This is a genomic window from Rahnella sp. P4_A8 (assembly GCF_056402435.1).
The window spans coordinates 68,026-91,312 of the sequence record NZ_JBFUHK010000008.1; the positions used below are offsets into that span (position 1 = coordinate 68,026).

A 23,287-nucleotide genomic window follows, 5' to 3' on the forward strand; every position below is an offset into this window, starting at 1 on the left:
TCTCCAGTCGTTAACGTTGTGACGTCATGCTTTCAGAGCAGAAAAACTATCATGTCAGATGCGGATCGCGCCGCGCAAACTCTTTCACCATCCAGTCGATAAACACCCGTACGCGCGGTGAAAGCTGGCGGTTACGCGGGTAAAGCAGGGAAACCGGCAGTGAACCGGCCGGGAAATCCGCCAGGATTTGTACCAGACTTCCCTGCGCCAGATCCTCCAGCAGGCCGTAATGCGGCACCTGAATAATCCCCATCCCGCGCCGTGCCGCTTCTTTCATGCTTTCCGCGCCGCTGACCGACAAACTGGTTGGCAGCAGGATTTCACGGTTTTTGCCCTGCACCTGAAAAATCAGCGGCAACAGCCCGCCGGTTGCGCTGGAACGAAAACCAATCATCCGGTGACCGGCGAGATCGTCTGGCGTTTCCGGTATGCCAAAACGTTGCAGATAGTCCGGGCTGGCGCAGGTAATTTCCGGCAGCGTACCGAGCGGGCGCGCCACCATATCGCTGTCTTTCAGTTCACCGGCGCGGATCACGCAATCAATGCCTTCCCGCACCAGATCCACCAGCCGGTCGCCTTCGCTCATGTAAAACTCAATGTCGGGATACTGCGCCAGAAAATCCGCCAGGCCGGGCAGCAGAAAATGCCGCGCCATCGAACCGTGTACATCCACCCGCAATAACCCCTTCGGCTGCGCACCGGCAAACGCCATTTCAGCATCTTCCACATCTGCCAGAATACGCAGACAGCGCTGGTAATAGGCTTCGCCATCCAGCGTCGCGCTGACGTGTCGGGTGGTACGCTGCAGAAGCCGGATGTTCAGCCGCGACTCCAGTTGTTTAATGGCATCGGTCACCGTGGAACGTTTCAGATTCAGCGCTTGTGCAGCCTGCGTAAAACTGCGCAGCTCCACCACGCGGGTGAATAACTGCATGCTGTCGAGTTTATCCATGATGATTGTTCGCCTTTTCCGGATAGTGATAACGAATATCAGGTAATTATCCGGCAGCGTCAATCGGCTACGCTTTCCTCACTGACAACAGATCCGAATCACTGAAAAAAGGAAACGCATCATGACTTCATCCAAACAGAAAGTCGCGCTGGTCACCGGCGCATCACGGGGTATTGGCGCCGCCATCGCAGAACGTCTGGCGCACGACGGTTTTACCGTGATTGTGAACTACTCACGCGGTGCGGCAGAAGCCGACGCGGTGGTCAGAAAAATTGAACAGGCAGGCGGAAAAGCTATCAGCGCGCAGGCGGATGTCAGCGACGCGGCGGCGGTCGGCCGGATGTTTGCCAGCGCGGAACAGGCGTTTGGCGGCGTGGATGTGCTGGTGAATAATGCGGGTATTATGACGCTTTCCGCCATTGCCGAAACCGACGATGCAGCATTCGACCGCCTTATCGATATCAACCTGAAAGGCACTTTCAACACGCTGCGTGAAGCGGCGAAACATCTGCACGACGGCGGACGTATCATCAATTTCTCATCAACCGTGGTCGGGTTATATCAGCCGACTTATGGCGTGTATGCCGCGACCAAAGCGGCTGTCGAGGCGCTGAGCCGCGTGCTCACCAAGGAAATGCGCGGCCGTCAGATAACCGTCAATACTGTTGCGCCCGGCCCGACAGCAACGGATTTATTCCTCAACGGTAAATCGGATCAACTGGTGGAAACCATCGCCAAAACCTCGCCGCTCGAGCGCCTCGGTCAGCCGGAAGATATCGCCTCCGTCGTCGCCTTCCTCGCCGGTCCCGACGGTGCGTGGGTCAACGGCCAGACGCTGAAGGCGAATGGCGGGATTATTTAATCCTTCCGTTTAACGCAGGAAAATAAAAAGCCGGAATGCAGCTCGCAAAAACCCGTATCAGGAATACTGTTACGGGTTTTTGGTTGTATACTCTTTGTAGATACAACGGTGGAGAAATGAACATGCGTACTCAGGCCACATTACAGAAATGGGGTAACAGCATCGCGTTACGGCTGTCCGGAAATTTGAAGTCAATTCCACAATTCGAGGAAGGTGATGTCGTTGATATCGAGATTTCTGAAGACGGGCTGCAAATTCGTAAAGCCGATAAGCAGAAGGTCACTGAGGCCAGCTTGTTATCGGGGCTGAGCGCGTATAATGCTCACGCTGATGAATTGGCAGAACCGACTGACAGGGAGCTTGATTATTAATGTATTTACCAAAGCGCGGGGATATTTGCTGGCTGGATTTTGAGCCCACCAAAGGAAAGGAAATAGGCAAATATCGACCGGCGCTGATCCTGTCTCATGAAACGTATAATCAGGTTACCGGGCTGGTGATTTGTATGCCGGTGAGCAGCAGCATCCGGGGCGCGCCGACCGAAGTGCCGGTCAACAATCTGAGCGCACCTTGTGTGGTTGCCACCACGTTGATCCATACAATGGACTGGCGGCACCGTCAGGCAAAGTTTATCGCTGTTGCGGAAAGTGGCGTCTTTAACGACGTGCTTGCCCGAATCATTCCGCTGATTGGTGGTGAGAACTTGTTGGCCTGAAGTTTACCTTCAGACCTTTTCTCACGCGTATTGCGCTTCGCCGTTGCCGAAGGACCAGTTTTCTTTCGGCACTTCCACCAGGCTGATGAACACATCTTCCAGACGTAACCCGACTTTTTCATGCAGCCCGTAAGCGACGGCGTGATAGAACGCCTTTTTCATTTCCAGTGTACGGCCGGTGTTGAGCGTTACCTGAATCACAATGCAGTTCGGGCTGCGCTGTATATTCAGATAATCAGGGGAAATCATCATTTCTGCCGGAGAGTGTTCGGAGATGACAATAAACTTGTCGTTTTCCGGCGCATTAAGAGCTGAGCGCAGCGCGTCATAGATCACATCGCCGACGGTTTTGCGGTAGGTTTCGGGTTTTCCTTCGACCATATCAATACGTACAAAAGGCATTTTATTCTCCTCATTATTTTCTGTAGGGCGCGCATCTCTTAGGATGCGGCCTTTCAGGTATGCAACACGAGGAGGAGAGTTGTCGAGTGTTTTTTTGTACCCGCCGGTAAGCCGCCCTACGCCGCAGCGGCTTTGCGCCTGAACATCTCCAGCCAGGCCGGACGGCAGAACATCACCAGATTACCGAGCAGGATCAGCGCCAGCCCGATAACCGCATTGGCATGCCATTGATAATTTTCATAAAATGTTGAAACCGTCAGTGCGACCAGCGGGAACAGCAGCGTACTGTAGGCCGCCTGACTGGCACCGATGCGGCCGACCAGCGTGAAGTAAATGCCGAAAGCCAGTACCGAACCAAACACGGAAAGATAGACCAGCGAGCCGAGATATTGCGGCGTCAGGTCGATGGCGAAGGAAGCGCCCTGCATCAGGCTCAGCGCGCCCATGACGGCTGTACCGTAAAACATCGCGTAGGTATTGGTGGAAAGCACATCCAGCCCGTGACGCTGATGGCGTGAGCTGATCATGTTGCCGAGTGAGAAACCGTAAGTGCCGAGCAGGCTGAGGCCGATGCCTTTGAGCAATTCCGGTGCGATATGCGCGGCGCTGAGGTCATGCCAGAAAAGCGTGATAATACCTGCCAGCCCGAGAACCGACGCCGGGATCACTGCCGGAGCCAGTTTCTGACGGAAAAACAGCATGCCGTTGAACGCGTTGAACAGCACGGCCATCGAGAAAATCACCGATTCCAGCCCGCTGGTGATGTAGGCTGCGGCGTGATAGAAGCAGTAAAAATTGAAGCAAAAAACGCAGCAACCCTGAACCAGGCAGAAAAGGTGATCTTTCAGCGCCAGACGACGCAACCTGCGTGTCGCCAGCAATGCCACCAGCATGATCACCGCAGCCAGCAGGAAACGGTAGAAAACCGACACCGTGACCGGCACGTCGCCCTGTTGCAGATAAATCGCAAACCAGGTGGTACCCCAGATCAGGATCACCAAAATATAAAGCAGTGCGTTCATAGAATTCTCTCACTCAGACAGTAATGACTGAGGACATTCTGCGGTAACGGCAGACCGCTGGCTTTCAACGTTTTGCGCTGAGTTGCATATTCTTGCGCATTTTTTCAGTCACCCGCACAGCAAGATCTGGCACCGGGGCGGGGGAAAACCGTAAAATGAGCGTCATCTTTCCTCCACACGGGTACGCCATGACTAAGGTCTATCAGGCTTTCGAAACGCTGCGTCAGCACAAAGCGGTTCTGCATGACAGTGTGGAACTGGGTTCCGGTATTCAGCTGGCGGCGTGGTCGAACAAAAATGACATCGTGAATCAGGAAAGCGCTGATCACCATACGCTGAGCCTGTACGTTGCCGACGGCTACGAGTGTTATCACAAAACCCGCAGCGGCTGGCGTAACGGCGGCGGGCCGGATCGTTTTTGTCTGATGCCGAAAGGCAGTATGTCGAGCTGGGATGTGCGCGACGATTTGTCGTTTGTGCATCTGTATTGCTCCGACGAACACCTGCGACATCTGGTGGAACAAACCTGGGATCGCAGCCCGGCGGCGATTGAGCTGGAAGAACGCACATTCGGAGAGGATCCGCAAATTACGCTGTTGTATCGCCACTTTTTGCTCAGCAGCCAGTGGCAGGAAAACAGCAATCAACTGATGCTCAGCAGCGCCGCCAATCTGCTGATGGCGCATCTGGTGAAACATTACACCCATCTGCAATGGGCGCTGCCAACGGTACGCGGCGGGCTGGCACCGCATATGCTCAACCGCGTAAAAGATTATATTCACACGCATCTCGGGCAGCCTTTATTACTGCCGGAACTTGCCGCGCTGGCAGAACTCAGCGAATTCCACTTCGCCCGCATGTTTAAACAAAGCATGGGGCTGGCACCGCATCAGTACGTGATGAATGCCCGGCTGATCCGCGCGGAAAACTTGCTGAAAACCAGTCAGATGGACATCACGTCCATTGCGCTGGAATGCGGATTCAGCTCCGCCAGCCATTTCAGTAACCGTTTCAAATCCGTGCGTGGCATAACGCCGACGGCACTGCGCGGCGGCATTATCGTCTGATTTTTATTTCCCGCTAAAACCTCTCTTCCGGTCAGCACAATTGTGGTGCTAAGTTAATGGTAATTCACCTTATTCAGGAAAAACCATGCAGACCAGTGCTCCCGTTATCGAAACCGAACGTCTGATTTTACGTGGCCATCATGTTGATGATTTTGAAGATATTGCCGCGCAATGGGCCGATCCGGCGGTTGTGAAATACATCGGTGGCACGCCTTCGGGTCGCGAAGCCAGCTGGAGTCGTCTGCTGCGGTATCCGGGCCACTGGCAGATGCTCGGTTTCGGTTACTGGATTGTGTTCGAAAAAACGGCGGGTGCAGAAGGCGCGTTTGTTGGCGAAATTGGCCTGGCGGATTATCAGCGTGATATCACACCCTCGCTCAAAGGCATGGCGGAAATGGGCTGGGTCGTTTCTCCGGCATTTCACGGCAAAGGCTACGCCTTTGAAGCGGCACAGGCAGTGCTGAAATGGGCCGGTACACACGTCGATCGTCAGCTATGCTGCATTATTGCACCGGAGCATCAGGCCTCGGTTCGTCTGGCGGAAAAATGTGGTTTCGTGGCAAAAACGGATACCACTTATCACGGCTCAGCCACGCGGATCTTTATTCGTCCGTCGTGACCGGCTATTCGTGTACCACGTTAACAGGGGAAGTCATGCTAAAGATTTTGGGTAAATCACCGTCGATCAATGTGCGTAAAGTGTTGTGGACCTGTCAGGAGCTGGGGCTGGATTTCGAACAGGAACAATTCGGTTCGGGTTTTCAGTCTGTCCAGACTGCGGAATTTAAAGCACTGAACCCGAATGCGATGGTGCCGGTAGTGCTCGATGGCGAATTTGTACTGTGGGAATCCAACGTGATTTGCCGGTATCTGGCGGCGCGGGAAGGGCGCGAAGATTTGCTGTCATCTGACCCGAAACGTCGTGCGCTGACCGAACAGTGGATGGACTGGCAATCCGGTGAACTGAATAATTCCTGGCGCTATGCGTTTCCGGCGCTGGCGCGCAACAGTCCGCAGCATCAGGATCCGGCACTGATTGATGCCGGTGTCAGCGAATGGAACCGTCATATGCAGATACTGGAGGAACAACTTCAGCGCAGCGGCGATTATGTGCTGGGGGATAATTTTACGCTGGCGGATATTCCCATCGGGCTGGCAGTGAACCGCTGGTCGATGACACCCATGTCCCGTCCGGCGTTACCGGCAGTGACGGCGTATTATGACCGCCTGAATCAGCGCGAAGGTTTCAGGCTGTATGGCCGAAACGGCCTTGTCTAATCCCCGTCATCCTTCACGCTGCTTCTGCGTTGGTTGCGTTACTCGGCCCATCCATGGACCTCGCTCCTGAAGGAGCCGCTGCAAGCAGCGTTCCAATCTGCTCCCTGCAGATTGGTCACTCACCCCGGTCACTTACTTATGTAAGCTCCCGGGGATTCATTCAGTTGCCGCCTTGAAGCAACGAGAATGATTTAGGGGAGTGTTTAATACTTAACAGACACCGGGTTTATTTAAAATCAACCTGCATCAGTTCGCTGATAGATTGTCCGCGGGTTGAGGAAACACATTTATCAATATAACTGTTAAAGGCAGCAGGTTTTGGAATGCCCATATCTAATAAACGAGAATTATCAAACTTCACGTTTAACTGAGCAAAACCGCCATAAAGTTTAATGGCACGTAAAATAATTTTATCATTACACGGGCCGAGCACATCTTTAAATTGTTTGCGGATGCCGGTAAATTCCTGATAACTGGTCTGTTCATATTCACTGATAATACGTGAAGTATTATTGGCTTTTGCCACCGAGGTATCTATTGCATGGAATGGCGTACACATCTCTTCGCCGGAAGAAATATGATAAAAATTATGGCTGAGGTCTTTGGCGAGACACAGTTTTACCAGCACCATCGCGCAATAGTCCACCGGAATAACATCCACCTGATCGTCGAGCGTACAGGTGAATTTCTTCAGTTTAATCGCCATCATGAACACCCAGAAGATGCTGCTTGAAGGCTGGCAGCCATGCTGCGTGTGACCGACGATAATCGACGGTCGTGCAACCACGAACGGCAGCGACGGGCATTCGGCGCGGACAAGATTCTCAATCGCCCGCTTGGAAGCCGTGTACTGCACCAGATCTTCGTTCTGCTCGTTGTCCGGCATGCCTTCGTAGAAGACGCTGTCTTTATCCGGCATCGATGCCATCGCCGTGCCAACATGCACAAATCGCTGCAAACCTTTTACCTGCACCATACGTTTGGCGAAGGCCAGTGAACCTTCGACATTCACACGCCACATGGCCGGATTATGACCAAACGAGGCGATGGCGGCGCAGTTAATAACGTGCGTGACATTATCTAAACGCGCGTCATGAATAAAACTTTCCGGATCGGCCAGATCGCCGGTCAATATTGATTGCTCAGTTAGCGGAGAAAGCTGAGTATCATGTAATTCAAACTTCTTCAAATTATCGATAATTCTGGCGAGTCCCGTCGCATTATCGTCAGCCCTGACTAAGAGTAATAATGCATTATTGGTGGTGAGTTGCTGGCGAAGAAAATATTCAACGACAGCTCCGCCAACAAAACCAGTGGCACCGGTTATTAAAATAGTATTCATATCAGAAGACCTGCAACGGGAAATTACCGGCACAGTATCACCTCTATTCTAAACGGAACGTATACCGTTTTTTGCCTTGAATAAACGAAGCGTAAACAGCACGAAAAGCTTAAGTTAAAGAAAAAGTTCCGAAGACATAAAAATTTATTAACTGGCATGCTTTATTTACAGTAAGAAATAATTAGCGGACATAAATTAATTATTTAAGTTAAATTTAATCAGGGTGCCATAAAACCCCGGCGGGCGTTGACGGTGAAAAGCAGCGGTAAAAAGTGATAACGTATGTGCATAAAGTATCCACTCCATCGCCACTACGTTAAACTGTACCCTTGAGAACAGTAAGCGATAAGGATCAGAAAGGATGACGCGAACGGCGTGTCTGGTGTGTAATGCAGGGAATATTGCGCAGGTCATTCCCTCATGCGCTGAAATAAGGTACAAGGCTGCATGAAAATCCCAAATAGAATCCAACCTCTGGTGGATGACGGCCTGATTGATGATGTGGTCCGTCGACTGAAAAGTGGCAAAGAAGCCGATGTTTACACCGTTTTATGCGGTGAAGAGATCCGCTGCGCCAAAGTGTATAAAGAAGCGACACAACGTAGCTTCAAGCAGGCCGTGCAGTATCAGGAAGGCCGTAAAGTCCGTAACACCCGCAACGCGCGTGCGATGCAAAAGGGGTCAAAGTTCGGGCGTAAACAGCAGGAAGAATCCTGGCAGACAGCCGAAGTGGATGCACTGTTCCGTCTGGCGAATGCCGGTGTGCGCGTGCCGCAGCCTTACATTTGTCTGGACGGCGTGCTGCTGATGGAGCTTATCACCGACGCTGACGGCGTAGTCGCGCCGCGTCTGAGTGACGTCATCCTGACTGAAGAAGAAGCGGTAGCCGATTTCGACACCATGATCCGCAACATCGTGCGCATGCTGTGCGCCGGTATCGTTCACGGTGACTTGTCAGAGTTTAACGTGTTGATGGACGCTGAAGGGCCGGTGATTATCGACCTGCCGCAGGCCGTGGACGCCGCTGCCAATAACCACGCTGAATCGATGTTCGAGCGCGATGTGAATAACATGACCGAGTACTACGGACAGTTTGCACCGCAGTTGCTGGAAACGCGCTTTGCCAAAGAAATCTGGGCATTGTACGAAGACGGCAAACTGACACCGGAAACTATTCTGACCGGATTGTTCACCGAAGATACGCACAAAGCCGATGTGGATTCGCTGCTCGATGAAATCACTGCCGCTGAAGATGAGTATTACGATCGTCAGCGGGCAATGAAAGAAAGAGACCTCGATCACTAAGGTCGCGTTGTACCTGTTTGTATTTTTTCTATTCCGGCATCACCGCATGTCTCCCGCAAAAACCGGCGTTCTGCAAAATATGCTGGCCGGTTTCTGAAAGAATAAATTCTGCCAGCGGTTTCCCTTTCTCCGTGCAGGTCGCGAGCGCGTATCTGGCCCGCACGTTGTAATCCGCCGGAATGTTGTAGACTTCCAGCGCATCATTTTCCCGCAACAGCGCGGCATAACTGGTGTAGCCGATAAAAACATCGGCCTGACCGCTGCAAATCAGCCATTCTGCCGCCAGTTTGCCTGCCGGAATTTTGGCCGATTTCTCACCGCCCACCAGACGCAGCGCCTTGTTGCGTAAAATAGCCCCGGCATCGGGATGTCGCCTTTCGATCTGCTCAAACATTTGCCAGGTGTAATCACCGGAAGGATCGCTTTGCGGCGTCGATGTCGCCAGCCGAAAACGGGGATCAAGTAATACGCTCAGCCAGTTGAGTTTATCCAGTTCCGGCCCTTTTCGGGCGGTGACACACAGGCTGTTGCCGCAAAATGCTTCCACGTCCAGCGCCTTACCGTGCTGCTGCAACGTCAGCGGATGCGCGGTATTGGCCGAGGCAAACAGATCGACCTTTTCCCCTTGTTCGATACGTTCGCGCAACAGCCCGGCGGGGCCGAATTCCACGTCGACTTTGCTGTCGGTTTCTTCCGTAAAGGCATCGCACAGCGGCGCCCATGCGCGGCGTAAACTCCCTGCCGCCAGCACTTTAATCGTATTTGTCATCAGGTCTCCTTGTCACATTGCCTCAACGTAAAGCGCCGGAGACGAGGCTATTTCCCCGCGCGCGCCGCGTCTGCCGCGGGTTTAAAATCCGTCCGGTAGAAGCGCTGGTACCAGGCATCAGCCTGTTTTTGCATATCGATGTCAGCGAATTTTTGCGGGTAGAGTTTTTTCGCCATCCACAGTTCGCCGATCGCCATCGCTTCAGGCATCGGATAGCCCCAGGCTTTGGCGTATTCCGGCATCAGATAAACGCGGTGATTTTTGACCGCATCAATACCCTGCCATTTCGGATCACCGGTGATCTGCCCGACCACTTCCGGATACCGGTCCTGCACGAAGATCACCTGCGGGTTCCAGGCGATCACCTGTTCCAGCGCGACCTGCTTAAACCCTTTCACTGTGGCTGCCGCAACGTTCATCGCACCGGCATGCGCCATCATCAGGCCGGTATATTTGCCGGAACCGTAAGTGGTCAGATCGGGATTTGCCATATACGTGCGGATCCGCTGATTGGCCGGAATATCTTTCAGCCGCTCGCCAGTTAACTGACGCTGAGAAAAAGTATAGTCGATCAACGCCTGTGCCTGTTTCTGGTGATTGACCACATCGCCAATCAGCGCGATGCCTTTCTTCAGCCCTTCGGTGTACGCCTCATCTTCATCCGGCAGCACCGGGTTCATCATATGTTCTTCGCCTTTCGGATCATCCCGCAATGAAACCGCCACGACGGCGATCCCGGCCTGGCTGATCTGGTCGATCATTTCCTGTGGTGCATAGTTGGTGACRAACACCACTTGCGGATGAAGCGCCACCACGCTTTCCAGGTTCACGCTGGTCAGGTCGCCGACCACCGGCGTTTTCGCCAGTTCCGGCGCAAGACGCACATAACCGCTGCCCAGTTGTCGCTGCCAGTTGTTCAGCACGCCGACAATATCTTTGGTGGCATCCAGCTGAACCAGCAGATTAAGGGTCTGATGTTGCAAAACGACGACGCGATCCACCTGATCGGGAATCGTGACCTGACGGCCAAGCTGATCGGTTATCTGGCGTGTGGCAAAAGCGCAAGGGGAAGCCAGGCTCAGGGCAAGCCCGAGCAAGGCAACGGAAGGCAAAAATCGGGATGAAAATAGACGCATGGAAAAATCCTCTGGTTTCGTTATGCAAAGGATTATATAGCGTTGATGCGGAACTGAATATGACGCGTGACAAATGGCCGGTTATTTACGCCCGTCGAGCAACATACGCATAGCCAGCCCGCCCAGCACTGCGCCCATAAACCAGCGCTGGATGACCATCCACAATGGTCGCCCGGCCAGGAAGACGGCAATGTAACCGGCTGAAAGGGCAATGAGCGCGTTGACCGTCGCACTGATCAGAATTTGCGAGCTGCCCAGAATCAGCGACTGCGTCAGCACATGCCCTTGTTCAGGCACGATAAACTGCGGTAACAGCGTCAGATATAACACCGCCGCTTTCGGGTTCAGCAGATTAGTGACCAGCCCCATGGTGAACAGTTTTTTATTGCTGTCGCGGGGTAAATCCCTGACCTGAAACGGCGAGCGTCCGCCGGGTTTCACCGCCTGCCACGCCATATACAGCAAATACGCAGCGCCGCCGATGCGCAGGGCGTCATAAGCGAAGGGCACCGCCATCAGCAGCGCGGTAATGCCGAGCGCAGCAAACAACATGTAAAACAGGAAGCCCAGCACTACGCCGCCGAGGGAAATCAGTCCGGCTTTCGGCCCCTGACAGAGTGAGCGTGAAATCAGGTAAATCATGTTCGGGCCGGGCGTTAATACCAGCCCGAGACAAATCAGCAGAAAGGGCAACCAATGGGCGGCATCGGGCATGGAAATCTCCGGCAAAATTCAGAAAGTTGAAGCACACAGATATAGAGTGTTTTACGCTATTTTAGCAAGTGGCAGGTTGTCATTTTTTATTCATCGATTCCGATGCATTCTATGAAGACAGCTTTTGTTCCTTCCGACTGAAAACTCAGGATTTATCATGACCAACACTATGATGTCCCCGCGTCTGGCGGTTGCCAGTCAGATTGCGGCACAGGCCGCCAGACTGGCGCTGGACTTTTTTCACCGCCGGGACGCTATCGAAATCAGCAGTAAGCGTACGCAGGATTTCGTTTCAGAAGCCGATCTGGCGGTTGAGCAGTTTATCCGCACCCGGCTGGCAGAGCATTTTCCGCAGGATGCGGTGATCGGCGAAGAGATGGGCGGCATTCTGACCGACGCGCCGTGCTGGGTGATTGATCCTATCGACGGCACCTCGAATTTCCTGCGCGGTTCGCCGCTGTGGGGCGTGTCGCTCGGGCTGGTGGAAAATAAACAGCCGGTGATCGGCATTGTGGCACTGCCGGTTTTAAACGACCTGTTTGCAGCAGAATCCGGAAAGGGGATTTTCCTCAACGACAAACCCTTCCGTCGCGATGATCGTTTTGAAGATGTACAGATTGTGTCGCTGGGCGACAGTGCGGACGACAAGCTGGACGAAGCCTCGGCCTTTTATCAGGGGATCCGCGCGGCTGACTGGTCAGTACATTGTTATCGCTGTACCACGGTCGGCATGGTGTTTGCGGCAAAAGGCATTATCGACGGCCATCTGCAACGGCGCACCACGCTGTGGGATATCGCTGGCGGCACGGTGTTGTGTCAGGAAGCCGGGCTGGAAACGGTGGTGAAATTCGCGAAGACAGCGGACGGCAGCGACAATTTCCGACACATGTCGGTGGCGGCCGGTACGGCGAATCTGTTGTCGGCAGTCACTCCGTTATGGCCCGCTTTTGAACCGAAGTGAGCCAAAGTGAGTCGCGCTGAGTGCTCTCTCTTTATGAGAGAGCAAATCTTTGCAACGCGTGGCAGATCATGTTTTTAAGGCGGGCCGGTAACATGAAAAATTCGTCCGGTAACCCTAAAATTACATTACGAAAGACAGCGCTTAACAAAATGAAATATAGTTTCATTTTCCCTAAAGTTCCCTTCATTCCGGCCGTTATGAGTGTTTCCTGTCACTGACTTTCCGATGTGCCCAGATGAAAAAGATCACCAACCTTTCCATACTTGCCCGTTTGCTGGGTGCATTCGCACTCGTCCTGAGCTTGCTGTTGATTCTGGCGGCGATGTCAGCCTGGCTGCTCAACAGCAGTAATCAGCAGATTGAAAACTACCGTGCCTACCGGCTTCCCGGCGTGCAGTATCCGCTGGTGATGCGCGGCACGCTGGCGGAATTACGCCTGCAACAGGTGCAATATATCGCCTCGCCAGAGGGGGCGCCGCGCGACGACCACCGGGTCGAAATCCTTCAGGCGGTTGCCACTTTTAAAGACGCGGAAAATGCGTATCTGAAGCTGGACAGCGGCGGCAGTCAGTCAGATCTGTTTAAGCAAATCGTCGCTAATTTTGAGCAGTTTTCGCTGGCGAATAATGATGTGATTGCGGCGGTTGAACGCAACGACATTGCGCAGGCCACGAAAATCAGTGGCGATAACTCACGGAAATATCGCACACAGTTAATGGCGGATCTGGCAACGCTGGTCAAAAACGAGCTGACCAACAGTGAGCAGGCGGCAGCGGATGCGCGCAGCAGCTATCACACGGCCAGCGCGATGTTTTTAGTGCTGGTCGGCGTGGCGTTTATTCTTTCACTGACGATGGCGCTGCTGCTGGCGCACCATCTGGTGAAACAACTGGGTGGTGAACCGGCTTATGCCGCCTCTATTATGCGTGAAATCGCTGCCGGTAATCTGGCGGCAAAAATCACGCTGAAACCGGGTGATGACGGCAGTTTGCTGGCTTCGCTGAACGGCATGAACCAGCAACTGAATAAAACTATTCATCAGATTATGGAAGGCAGTGAATCCATCAATCATGCCGCCAGTGAAATTGAACAGGGTAATGTGGATTTATCACAGCGCACCGAAGAACAGGCGGCCTCGCTGGTGCAGACCAGTTCCAATATGCAAAACCTGACCGCGACCGTCAGCCAGAACGCTGAGAACGCCCGGCAGGCCAGCCAGCTGGCGCTGGAAACCTCGAAAACAGCGTCTCAGGGCGGCGTGATTGTTACGGGGATGCAGGCACATATGCGTGATGTTTCCGGCAGTTCGAATGAAATTATCAATATCATCAGCGTGATTGAAGGCATTGCCTTCCAGACCAACCTGCTGGCGCTGAACGCCGCTGTGGAAGCGGCGCGTGCCGGTACGCAGGGTAAAGGGTTTGCGGTGGTGGCGAGTGAGGTGCGGGTGCTGGCGCAAAAAAGCGGGCAGGCGGCGAAAGAAATTAAAGATCTGATTCAGGGCACCGTCAGCAAAATTGCCGAAGGGTCATTGCAGGCTGATCGCGCCAGTAAAGCCATGAATGAGATTGTCAGCTCGGTGAATAAGGTGGCTGAAATTGTCAGAGAAATCTCGACAGCAAGTTCTGAGCAGCACACCGGTATTCACGAAGTGGGGATTGCCGTTGACCAGATGGACAGGGTGACGCAGCAGAACGCCGCGCTGGTGGAACAGGCAGCGGCAGCGGCGCAATCCCTGACGGAACAAAGCGTTGAGCTACGCAACGCCGTGCGGTTTTTCCGCACGGCGACAGCCTGAGCCGGGGGCGTCAGGCTTTATCTGTGAGGGTTATCTGCGACTCCCAGTCCGTATCGGGGTGTTGGGCAATCTGCTGTGGCGTCATCGGACGCCCCAGAAGATAACCCTGTAAGGTGTCGCAGCCCAGTTGCGTCAGAAATTCCTGCTGTTGGATCGTTTCAACGCCTTCGGCCACCACTTTCAGGTTCAGCGTCTGGCCGAGGGCAATGATCGCAGAAACGATACTGGCGTCTTCGCTACCGGCAATCAGGTCATTAATAAATGCACCGTCGATTTTCAGCTCACTGGCCGGCAGACGTTTCAGATAGAGCAGGCTGGAATAGCCGGTACCGAAATCATCAATGGAGGCTTTTACGCCGTACTGTGTCAGGCGCTCCAGAATTTCCACGCTGGCATCCGGGTTACGCATCGCGGTGGTTTCTGTCACTTCCAGCGTCAGCATTTCAGGCGGGATCTGATGGCGTTCAATGGTTTCAATCACCATTTCGACCAGATTCGCCTGCTCAAATTGCAGCGTGGAAAGATTCACCGCTACCGTCCATTGCGTATGACCGGCCAGATGCCATTCCCGCAACTGGCGACAGGCTTCATTGAGCACCCATTCGCCAATCGGGATAATCAGTCCGGTTTTTTCCGCCAGCGGCAAAAACACATCCGGGCTGAGGAGGTTACCGTCGCGCTCCCAGCGCAGCAGCGCTTCGAAGCCACTCACCGGCCCGTAAGGCGCAATAAATTTCGGCTGATAGTGCAAACGCAGCTCATGGTGTGCAACCGCCAGACGCAAATCATTGAGCATTTGCAGCTGGTTCTGGGCATTGGCATTCATCGACGGCTGGAAGAAACTGTGACCGTTACGGCCGGAATTTTTGGTGTGATACATCGCGGCATCTGCATTGAGCATCAGCTCGCGTTCATTCTCGCCATCGCCCGGATACACTGCGATCCCCACGCTGGCAGAGACCAGCAGTTCGTAGCGGGAAACGTAAAACGGACGCGCAATCAGATGCACCAGTTTATCGGCCAGTTGCGAGGCATCGGTGGGTTCGGTGATCTCAACCAGCAGTACAAACTCATCGCCGCCGAGCCGCGCCAGCGTATCTGTCGCCCTCAGCTGCGATTGCAGGCGTTCGGTGACTGAAATTAACAGCTGATCGCCGATGTGGTGGCCGAAGGCATCGTTAACGGCTTTGAATCCGTCGAGATCGAAAAACAGCACCGCAAACTGTGATTCGCCACGTGACGCTTTCTGAAACGCCTGACTCAGGCGGTCTTCCAGCAACAAACGATTTGGCAAATGGGTCAGATTGTCGTGCAGCGCCAGTTGGGTCAGCTCGCGGTTCGCCTGTGCCAGCGAAGATGCCAGAATCGAGGTGCGTGCCTGCATCCGGCCATCAAGGATAGAAATGATCAGGGTGATCGCCAGAATCGCCAGCGTGACCACAATCACCAGCAGTGCCAGCCAGTTATTGTCTACGCCGCTGAACGCCGCCATACTGTGGCTGTCCATCGGGAATTGTGCCGCAGCCATGCCAATGTAATGCATACCGACAATGGCAGCGCCCATTACCACCGCAGCGCTGATGCGCAGCAGACGGACATTGGGTGACTGATGACGCAGATTGAACGCCATCCACAGCGCCGCGCCGGAGGCGACAATCGCCACTCCCACGGATAACGCGACCCAACGGTAATCGTAGACAATGGGCGGCATCATCTGCATCGCCGCCATACCCGTGTAATGCATCGCGGCAATACCGCCGCCCATCAGCAAGGCACCGGCAAGTAACCGCCCGGTGGGTAACTCCTCAAGGCATACCAGCCACAGCGCAAAAGCTGAGGAAATGATGGCAATCAGCATAGAAAGCAGGGTAATTAAAGGGTCGTAACCCATTGGCATCGAAGCATTAAAGGCCAGCATGCCGATAAAATGCATCGACCAGATGCCGATACCCATTGCAATGGCGCCACCTGTTAACCAAAGTCGGGAAGCCTTTCCCTCTGTGGTGGCAACCCGGCCTGCCATATCAAGCGCGGTATAAGAGGCAAGCATTGCAACAATGAACGAAAACATCACAAGCACATTGTTGTAATTACTGGAAAACATGTGAGGCTCCACCAACAGAGAGTCGAAAGCGACGGGTTAATTTGTTATCCGGCGATAATGGCATTAAGCCTTATTAAAGGCGAACGAAGTTGCGATAATTTTTTTGGCATAATTAAGATTAATCCGTAAGTGATTTTAATCAAATAAAAAGATTTTTGATAAATTAACCCTGAAGAAAGTCAGGGTTAATAAAGCGAATCTGATACGCGCTTTGAAAGTGTTGTCTATAGTTAACAAATAATTAATTGAAAAAGGACAGAAGACTTTTATGCTAACTGTGCATCATTTGGATAATTCCCGTTCACAGCGAATCTTATGGATGCTCGAAGAATTGGGCGTCCCTTACGAAATCAAATGTTATCAGCGGGATAAAGGAACCATGCTGGCGCCGCCATCGCTGAAAAAAGTCCATCCTCTGGGCAAGTCGCCGGTGCTGGAAGACAACGGGCTGATCCTTGCGGAATCTGGCGCCATCATTGAATACCTGCAGGAAGTGTACGATGAGGCGGGCACGCTGAAACCCACGGCGTTTGCTGAGCATCAGCAGTATCGTTACTGGATACACTACGCTGAAGGTTCTCTGATGCCTTTGCTGGTGATGAAGCTGATTTTTAGCCGTCTGGGTAAACCGCCGATGCCGTGGCTCATCCGTCCGATTGCCGGCGCCATAGGACAGGGCGTGCAGAAGAATTATCTGGATAAGCAGATTTATACGCATATGGATTATCTGGAACAGCATCTGAGTACACATCCTTATTTCGCCGGTCAACAGTTCAGCGCGGCAGATATTCAGATGAGTTTCCCGATAGAGGCGATCAATGCCCGCGCCGGACTGGGAAAATATCCTCTGCTGAAGGCCTGGTTATCGAATGTCACCGCGCGTCCGGCATATCAGAAAGTGCTGGAAAACGGCGGTTCGTTTAATATTTTGCGTTAATTTCTTATCCATTTTTTATATTTTCAGGCGTTCATTACGGGCGGAGTTTTACGTAATAAACGTCTTATAAAAGATAAACCACAATAAATACCCTGTTATTTATTTCCCTTCTTTCCCCTCCTTGTTTGTCTCTTTTTCTGCCACCGGATAAATTTCCACCACAACCGCGTTTTTATTGACCAGACAACGGTAAATTGTTGTCATTCACGGTTGATGTACGGCGGTTAAAGGCAGGATAATCGTTTGCGTAATTTTTTGTCCTGCCACACGCGATGCGAGTTAAACGTTTGCCTTGCCGTTCTGACGCCGTTTTCGGCGATTTCAGGCGACAAATAAGGAAGTGAACGTGCAGAAACGGTTTCATAATGACCACGCCGGCTAATCAGTAAAGACATTCAGAGGATTTTCCATGTCGAGTCAACAACCTCAAGCTGGCCGCGCAGTTGCGCCAAAAGGCCCGCTTGATGCTTTTTTCAAAATCAGTGCGCGTGGCAGTAACGTCCGCCAGGAAGTTATCGCTGGCTTAACCACCTTTCTGGCGATGGTCTATTCGGTGATTGTCGTGCCCTCGATGCTCGGCAAAGCGGGCTTCTCGCCAACCGCAGTGTTTGTCGCGACCTGTCTGGTCGCCGGTTTCGGCTCCCTGCTGATGGGGCTGTGGGCGAATTTGCCGCTGGCGATTGGTTGCGCCATTTCTCTGACTGCTTTTACCGCATTTAGTCTGGTTCTCGGCCAGCACATCAGCGTACCGGTGGCGCTCGGCGCGGTATTTCTGATGGGTGTGTTGTTCACCATTATCTCGGTGACCGGCATCCGTTCGTGGATTTTGCGCAATCTGCCAACCGGCGTTGCGCACGGTACCGGTATTGGTATCGGCCTGTTCCTGTTACTGATCGCCGCCAATGGCGTCGGTCTGGTGGTGAAAAACCCGCTGGACGGCTTACCGGTGGCACTCGGCGCATTTACCTCATTCCCGGTCGTGATGACGTTGCTTGGTCTGGCGGTGATTTTTGGCCTGGAGAAACTGCGCGTTCCGGGCGGCATCTTGCTGGTGATTATCGCGATTTCCATTATCGGCCTGATCTTCGATCCAACAGTGAAATATCAGGGTTTATTCGCCATGCCTTCTCTGGCGGGGGCTGACGGTAAATCGGTGATTTTCGATCTCGATATTCTGGGTGCACTGAAAGCTGCGGTATTGCCCAGCGTGCTGGCACTGGTGATGACAGCGGTGTTTGATGCCACCGGCACCATCCGCGCTGTCGCCGGACAGGCAAACTTACTGGATGAAAACGGCCAGATCATCAGCGGCGGTAAAGCCCTGACGGCTGACTCCGTGAGCAGTATTTTCGCCTCCCTGGTTGGCGCATCTCCGGCAGCGGTTTATATCGAATCGGCAGCCGGTACGGCGGCGGGCGGCAAAACCGGTCTGACGGCTACCGTCGTCGGTGTGCTGTTCCTGCTGATGCTGTTCCTCTCTCCGCTGTCTTATCTGGTACCGGCTTACGCCACCGCACCCGCGCTGATGTACGTGGGTTTGCTGATGCTCAGCAATGTCACCAAACTGGATTTCAATGATTTCGTGGATGCGATGTCAGGGTTACTGTGCGCAGTATTTATCGTTCTGACCTGTAACATCGTCACCGGTATTATGCTCGGTTTCAGCGCACTGGTGATTGGACGCATCTTCTCCGGCGAATGGCGAAAACTGAACATCGGCACGGTGATTATCGCCGTAGCGTTAGTGGTGTTTTATGCGGGCGGATGGGCGATTTGATCTGTTTGCTCCCTCCCCTGCGAAGGGGAGGGTTGGGGTGGGGTATTAATGACGAATCAGTAGGTTGAAGTGTGCTTTGGCATGAGTTTTGTCATTAAAACCCCCTCCCGTCCTCCCCCTTCGCAGGGGGAGGAGCAAACCCTCTCTGATGTAACCGCACGCACTGATTTAAATCACATCCCCTTTTGATCTACTATTCCTTAGTTCGCTCCGGACTCACTCACCTGCGTCTGGCTGAAATTCATAAAAACAAGAGTCTAAGGAAAGCATGGAAATCTTCTTTACCATTCTGATTTTGATTCTGGTGGTGTCGCTCTCCGGTGTCGTCACCAGAATGTTGCCGTTTCAGGTTCCTCTTCCATTAATGCAGATTGCCGTCGGTGCTTTGCTGGCGTGGCCCAATTTTGGCCTGCACGTGGACTTCGATCCGGAACTGTTTCTCGTCCTCTTTATCCCGCCGTTGCTGTTCGCCGATGGCTGGAAAACCCCGACCCGTGAATTCCTCCACCACGGGCGCGAAATTCTCGGGCTGGCGCTGGTGCTGGTGCTGCTCACCGTCGTCGGTATCGGTTATCTGATTTATATGATGGTGCCGGATATTCCGCTGGTGGCCGCGTTCGCGCTGGCTGCGGTGCTGTCGCCGACCGATGCCGTGGCACTGGGCGGCATTGTCGGTAAGGGCCGTATTCCTAAGTCGATCATGAGCGTGCTGGAAGGTGAAGCGCTGATGAATGACGCGTCCGGTCTGGTGTCGCTGAAATTCGCTATCGCCGTGGCGATGGGCACGATGATCTTTACCGTCGGTGGTGCCAGTGTTGAGTTCCTGAAAGTCGCGATTGGCGGTCTGATGGCCGGTGTGGCGGTGACGTGGTTGTACAGTAAATCGCTGCGCATTATGAGCCGCTGGAGTGGTGATGATCCGGCGACACAAATCGTGTTCCTGCTGCTGTTGCCGTTCGCGTCTTATCTGATTGCCGAACATATCGGTGTGTCGGGCATTTTGGCCGCTGTGGCTGCAGGGATGACCATCAGCCAGTCCGGCATTATTCGTAATGCACCGCTGGCGATGCGTCTGCGTGCGAACAGCGTCTGGGCGATGCTTGAGTTCGTGTTCAACGGCATGGTGTTCATCATGCTGGGTCTGCAATTGCCGGGCATCCTTGAGAACTCAATTGATCAGGCGACACACGACCCGTCTATCGTGACGTGGCACCTGTTTGCTGATGTCGGGATTATCTACTTTGCGCTGCTGATCCTGCGTTTCGTCTGGCTGTGGGTGATGAAGAATTTCAGCAACCGTTTCCTGAAAAAGAAACCGCTGCTGTTTGGCAGCTACAGTACGCGTGAACTGTGGGTGGCGTCTTTTGCCGGTGTGCGCGGAGCCATTACCCTGGCCGGTGTGCTGTCGATTCCGTTATTCCTCGCCGATGGTTCGGCGTTTCCGTCGCGTTATCAGCTGGTGTTCCTGGCGACTGGCGTCATTCTGTTCTCGCTGATTGCCGGTGTGATTGCCTTGCCGTTCCTGCTCAAAGGCGTGGTAGTGGCGGATGGTACCGCTTATCGCGAAGAAGAGCGCATGGCGAAATCGGTCGCGGCGGAAGTGGCGATTGAAAGCCTGCATAAGATGGAAGAGCGTCTGGCGGCGGATACCGAAGAAAATATTGATGAACAGACGCTGAAGGAAATCAGTTCGCGGGTTATCGGGACGTTACGGCGACGCACGGCCAACCGCGATGATATGGAAACCGCGCTGAAGCTGGAAAATCTCGAGCGTCGCTTCCGTCTGACTGCGCTGCGCGCGGAACGTGGTGAGCTGTATCACCTGCGTGCCACGCAGAAAATCAGTAATGAGACGCTGCAAAAACTGCTGCATGACCTCGATTTGCTTGAGGCGCTGCTTGTCGAAAAAGAAGTGTAGTTTCTGTCAGAAATGAAAAAACCGCGTGCGCTGCCAGGTTCACGCGGTTTTTTATTGGCTATTTCCAGTAGTCGCGGCACAACGTGATCCACGCCTGTGCACTGTGCGAGAGATAGCTGCCCTGATGCCAGATCAGCCCGAGCTGCCACGGCATCAGCGGATCCAGTGGCAGCCACATCAGGACATTCTTATCCAGCCGCTGACAGACAGGTTCCGGCAAAATCGCCACACCCATACCGGTTTGTACCATCGCCGCCAGGAAATCCCACTGCCCGCTGCGCGCCGCAATTTTTGGCGTAAAGCCGTGTGAGGTAAAGGCATCCATCAGCTGGCGGTACAGGGCAAAATCTTCGTTATAAATCAGGATGCTTTCTTCAGCCAGATCACTGAACCCGATGCGCGTGCGGTTCAGCCAGTGCGGCGTGCGCGGCACCACAACGCACAGCGGATGACTGAACAGCAGCAGTGAGGCGATAGAAGGCACGGCGTCAGCGGGCAGGGCAGTCAGCGCCAGATCCAGCTCGCCGGAAATCACAGCCTGTTGCACGGTCAGCCCGCCAAACTCGGAAATAATCAGTTCAATGCCGGGATATTGCTGGCGGAAGCTGCCGATAAGCGGCGCGATTTGCGTCCCGACCATCGGCGGAATGCCCAGCCGCAGATGACCGGATTTCAGCGAGTTAATGTCTTCCAGTTCCGCTTCAAGCTGGCGGAATTCCTCAAGGATATTCAGGCCACGCTGATACAACGCCTGACCGCTGTCGGTCAGGTGTAAACGCCGTCCTTCGCGGACAATCAGCGTGCATTCCAGTTCTTCTTCCAGATGACGCAGCATTTTGCTGATCGTTGGCTGGGTGACGAACAACTTTTCCGCCGCGCGGGTAAAGCTCTGCTGGCGAACCACTTCGACAAAATAGCGTAAGGTACGGACGTCCATGGGCTGATGTTTCCCCGGTCAGATCGGCGAGTTACAAAGTATTCCAAACTGGAATCATTTTTATGATTTTAATTCATTTCTTTACCAGTTTCCTGCCAGCGTATACTTCATTTTCACACTTTTCCCTCTTTCGAGGTCGTCCCCATGTTGTTGGCGTTGCGCACTAAAGCGCCGTCCCTGCTGACCCGTTGTCAGATCCCTGTTCAGGTGGTGTTGTACGCGGTGTTATTCGTTATCGCTGATCGTCTGGTCACTGCGTTACATCTGCCGTTACCCGCCAATATTGTCGGGATGCTGATGCTTTTACTGCTGATTATGTTGCGTATTTTGCCTGTGAAATGGGTGAAAGCCGGTTCCCGCTGGTTGCTGGCGGAAATGCTGCTGTTCTTCGTACCAGCCGTGGTGGCTGTGGTGAATTACGCCCAGTTGCTGATGATCGAAGGCTGGAAAATCTTTCTGGTGATTGGGATCAGCACGATGCTGACGCTCGGGGCGACTGCCGTGGTGGTCGATAAAGTGTATCGTCTGGAGCAGCGTCTGGCGGCAAGGAAGGCGAGCCGTGACTGATTTACTGATCAGCATGTTGTGTTTTGTGGTCACCCTCGGGTTGTATTACGGCAACAAAAAACTGTACCGCCAGAAGCGCACACTGCTGCTGATGCCACTGGTGTTCACGCCGATTGTACTGGTGATTTTGCTGGTGGTGACGCACACGTCGTATCAGGATTACCTCGGTGAGACGCACTGGTTGTTATGGCTGCTCGGGCCGTCAACCATCGCGTTTGCGGTGCCGGTTTACGAGAATATGGCGGTGATCCGCCGTCACTGGATGTCGCTGAGTGCGGGCGTGCTGACGGCGATAGTCGTTGCCGTCGGCAGTTCCGTCTGGCTGGCGCGCATGCTGACCCTGCCCGAAGAAATCCAGCGTAGTCTGGCGGTACGCTCTATCACTACGCCGTTTGCACTGGCAGCCGCGAAACAAATGGGTGGCCAGCCTGATCTGGTCGCGTTGTTTGTGGTGATCACCGGCGTATTCGGCATGGCGGTCGGGGATATGCTGTTTCTGCGTCTGGCGGTAAAAAGCGGCCTCGCAAAAGGTGCCGGTTTCGGTGCGGCGTCGCACGGAGCGGGTACGGCGAGAGCTTATGAACTGGGTGCGGAGGAAGGCGTGGTATCGAGTCTGGTGATGATGCTGGCAGGGGTTGTCACTGTGGTGATTGCGCCGGTGATCGGGGGAGTGATGTGGTGATGATCTTTTGAAAAAGATCTGAAACATTAAGGTCAAGACCTT

Annotated in this window: 23 protein-coding genes; 14 read left to right on the forward strand and 9 right to left on the reverse strand. The window is 53.6% G+C overall.

Annotation, left to right across the window (positions count from 1 at the left end; all coding sequences use genetic code 11):
• Window positions 1–49: 49 nt before the first annotated feature.
• Window positions 50–952, reverse strand: coding sequence for a LysR family transcriptional regulator (locus AC1DUO_RS06605; RefSeq protein ID WP_013577332.1), 903 nt, complete (start codon window positions 950–952; stop codon window positions 50–52).
• A gap of 121 nt (window positions 953–1,073) precedes the next feature.
• Here AC1DUO_RS06605 and AC1DUO_RS06610 point away from each other — a divergent pair, with 121 nt between their 5' ends.
• The 3 genes from AC1DUO_RS06610 (at window position 1,074) to AC1DUO_RS06620 (ending at window position 2,529) form a co-directional block, all read left to right on the forward strand.
• Window positions 1,074–1,814: an SDR family oxidoreductase gene (locus AC1DUO_RS06610; RefSeq protein WP_112151070.1), complete on the forward strand. Its 741-nt coding sequence runs from the start codon at window positions 1,074–1,076 to the stop codon at window positions 1,812–1,814.
• Between the two features lie 116 nt (window positions 1,815–1,930).
• Window positions 1,931–2,185, forward strand: a complete 255-nt coding sequence (locus tag AC1DUO_RS06615; RefSeq protein WP_223510138.1) for an AbrB/MazE/SpoVT family DNA-binding domain-containing protein — start codon at window positions 1,931–1,933, stop codon at window positions 2,183–2,185.
• A complete protein-coding gene (locus AC1DUO_RS06620) occupies window positions 2,185–2,529 on the forward strand; it encodes a type II toxin-antitoxin system PemK/MazF family toxin (RefSeq protein WP_013577329.1) in 345 nt (114 codons plus the stop codon). Before AC1DUO_RS06615 ends, AC1DUO_RS06620 begins: the two co-directional genes overlap by 1 nt.
• Window positions 2,530–2,550: 21 nt before the next feature.
• Here the strand turns inward: AC1DUO_RS06620 and AC1DUO_RS06625 are convergent, their stop codons facing one another.
• Together AC1DUO_RS06625 and AC1DUO_RS06630 are read right to left on the reverse strand one after the other, a co-directional pair.
• A complete protein-coding gene (locus tag AC1DUO_RS06625) occupies window positions 2,551–2,931 on the reverse strand; it encodes a tautomerase family protein (protein WP_013577328.1) in 381 nt (126 codons plus the stop codon).
• 116 nt (window positions 2,932–3,047) lie between these two features.
• Window positions 3,048–3,953 carry a DMT family transporter gene (locus AC1DUO_RS06630; RefSeq protein ID WP_013577327.1) on the reverse strand — a complete coding sequence of 302 codons (906 nt, stop codon included), beginning with the start codon at window positions 3,951–3,953 and terminating at the stop codon, window positions 3,048–3,050.
• Window positions 3,954–4,141: 188 nt separating this feature from the next.
• Between AC1DUO_RS06630 and AC1DUO_RS06635 the strand changes: the two genes are divergently transcribed.
• The 3 genes from AC1DUO_RS06635 (at window position 4,142) to AC1DUO_RS06645 (ending at window position 6,298) form a co-directional block, all read left to right on the forward strand.
• Window positions 4,142–5,020 carry an AraC family transcriptional regulator gene (locus AC1DUO_RS06635; protein ID WP_162906083.1) on the forward strand — a complete coding sequence of 293 codons (879 nt, stop codon included), beginning with the start codon at window positions 4,142–4,144 and terminating at the stop codon, window positions 5,018–5,020.
• A gap of 85 nt (window positions 5,021–5,105) precedes the next feature.
• The gene (locus AC1DUO_RS06640) at window positions 5,106–5,639 is read left to right on the forward strand and encodes a GNAT family N-acetyltransferase (RefSeq protein WP_013577325.1); all 534 of its coding nucleotides are present in this window, start codon (window positions 5,106–5,108) and stop codon (window positions 5,637–5,639) included.
• Between the two features lie 35 nt (window positions 5,640–5,674).
• The gene (locus AC1DUO_RS06645) at window positions 5,675–6,298 is read left to right on the forward strand and encodes a glutathione S-transferase family protein (protein ID WP_112151068.1); all 624 of its coding nucleotides are present in this window, start codon (window positions 5,675–5,677) and stop codon (window positions 6,296–6,298) included.
• Window positions 6,299–6,524: 226 nt separating this feature from the next.
• Here AC1DUO_RS06645 and AC1DUO_RS06650 read toward each other — a convergent pair whose 3' ends face one another.
• On the reverse strand, window positions 6,525–7,640 hold the full coding sequence (locus AC1DUO_RS06650) for an SDR family oxidoreductase (protein WP_015690537.1): 1,116 nt from the start codon (window positions 7,638–7,640) through the stop codon (window positions 6,525–6,527).
• 447 nt (window positions 7,641–8,087) lie between these two features.
• On the opposite strand from AC1DUO_RS06650, the gene AC1DUO_RS06655 reads away from it, so the two are divergent.
• Window positions 8,088–8,945: a PA4780 family RIO1-like protein kinase gene (locus AC1DUO_RS06655; RefSeq protein ID WP_013577322.1), complete on the forward strand. Its 858-nt coding sequence runs from the start codon at window positions 8,088–8,090 to the stop codon at window positions 8,943–8,945.
• Between the two features lie 28 nt (window positions 8,946–8,973).
• On the opposite strand, the gene AC1DUO_RS06660 is transcribed toward AC1DUO_RS06655, so the two are convergent.
• The 3 genes from AC1DUO_RS06660 to AC1DUO_RS06670 form a co-directional block, all read right to left on the reverse strand.
• The gene (locus AC1DUO_RS06660; RefSeq protein ID WP_013577321.1) at window positions 8,974–9,714 is read right to left on the reverse strand and encodes a molybdate ABC transporter substrate-binding protein; all 741 of its coding nucleotides are present in this window, start codon (window positions 9,712–9,714) and stop codon (window positions 8,974–8,976) included.
• A gap of 47 nt (window positions 9,715–9,761) precedes the next feature.
• Window positions 9,762–10,850 (reverse strand): ABC transporter substrate-binding protein, encoded by a 1,089-nt coding sequence (locus tag AC1DUO_RS06665; RefSeq protein WP_112151065.1) that lies wholly within the window; start codon window positions 10,848–10,850, stop codon window positions 9,762–9,764.
• 81 nt (window positions 10,851–10,931) lie between these two features.
• Complete coding sequence (locus AC1DUO_RS06670; RefSeq protein WP_013577319.1) at window positions 10,932–11,564, reverse strand: LysE family translocator; 633 nt, start codon at window positions 11,562–11,564, stop codon at window positions 10,932–10,934.
• 157 nt (window positions 11,565–11,721) lie between these two features.
• Between AC1DUO_RS06670 and AC1DUO_RS06675 the strand changes: the two genes are divergently transcribed.
• Together AC1DUO_RS06675 and AC1DUO_RS06680 are read left to right on the forward strand one after the other, a co-directional pair.
• Window positions 11,722–12,525, forward strand: coding sequence for an inositol monophosphatase family protein (locus AC1DUO_RS06675; RefSeq protein WP_013577318.1), 804 nt, complete (start codon window positions 11,722–11,724; stop codon window positions 12,523–12,525).
• A gap of 235 nt (window positions 12,526–12,760) precedes the next feature.
• The gene (locus tag AC1DUO_RS06680) at window positions 12,761–14,323 is read left to right on the forward strand and encodes a methyl-accepting chemotaxis protein (RefSeq protein WP_119262148.1); all 1,563 of its coding nucleotides are present in this window, start codon (window positions 12,761–12,763) and stop codon (window positions 14,321–14,323) included.
• A 10-nt stretch (window positions 14,324–14,333) separates the two neighbouring features.
• On the opposite strand, the gene AC1DUO_RS06685 is transcribed toward AC1DUO_RS06680, so the two are convergent.
• Window positions 14,334–16,427, reverse strand: coding sequence for a putative bifunctional diguanylate cyclase/phosphodiesterase (locus AC1DUO_RS06685; RefSeq protein ID WP_015690534.1), 2,094 nt, complete (start codon window positions 16,425–16,427; stop codon window positions 14,334–14,336).
• 268 nt (window positions 16,428–16,695) lie between these two features.
• Here AC1DUO_RS06685 and AC1DUO_RS06690 point away from each other — a divergent pair, with 268 nt between their 5' ends.
• The 3 genes from AC1DUO_RS06690 to AC1DUO_RS06700 all read left to right on the forward strand — a co-directional run bounded on the left by AC1DUO_RS06690 (window position 16,696) and on the right by AC1DUO_RS06700 (window position 21,059).
• Complete coding sequence (locus AC1DUO_RS06690; RefSeq protein WP_013577315.1) at window positions 16,696–17,364, forward strand: glutathione S-transferase family protein; 669 nt, start codon at window positions 16,696–16,698, stop codon at window positions 17,362–17,364.
• A gap of 409 nt (window positions 17,365–17,773) precedes the next feature.
• Complete coding sequence (locus AC1DUO_RS06695; RefSeq protein ID WP_013577314.1) at window positions 17,774–19,141, forward strand: NCS2 family permease; 1,368 nt, start codon at window positions 17,774–17,776, stop codon at window positions 19,139–19,141.
• Window positions 19,142–19,409: 268 nt separating this feature from the next.
• Complete coding sequence (locus AC1DUO_RS06700; protein ID WP_013577313.1) at window positions 19,410–21,059, forward strand: Na+/H+ antiporter; 1,650 nt, start codon at window positions 19,410–19,412, stop codon at window positions 21,057–21,059.
• Between the two features lie 58 nt (window positions 21,060–21,117).
• On the opposite strand, the gene AC1DUO_RS06705 is transcribed toward AC1DUO_RS06700, so the two are convergent.
• Window positions 21,118–21,996, reverse strand: a complete 879-nt coding sequence (locus AC1DUO_RS06705; protein WP_119262147.1) for a LysR family transcriptional regulator — start codon at window positions 21,994–21,996, stop codon at window positions 21,118–21,120.
• 144 nt (window positions 21,997–22,140) lie between these two features.
• Here AC1DUO_RS06705 and AC1DUO_RS06710 point away from each other — a divergent pair, with 144 nt between their 5' ends.
• Both AC1DUO_RS06710 and AC1DUO_RS06715 read left to right on the forward strand, forming a co-directional pair.
• Window positions 22,141–22,563, forward strand: coding sequence for a CidA/LrgA family protein (locus tag AC1DUO_RS06710; RefSeq protein ID WP_013577311.1), 423 nt, complete (start codon window positions 22,141–22,143; stop codon window positions 22,561–22,563).
• The gene (locus AC1DUO_RS06715; RefSeq protein ID WP_013577310.1) at window positions 22,556–23,245 is read left to right on the forward strand and encodes an LrgB family protein; all 690 of its coding nucleotides are present in this window, start codon (window positions 22,556–22,558) and stop codon (window positions 23,243–23,245) included. The genes AC1DUO_RS06710 and AC1DUO_RS06715 overlap by 8 nt, the downstream gene beginning before the upstream one ends.
• Window positions 23,246–23,287 lie beyond the last annotated feature (42 nt).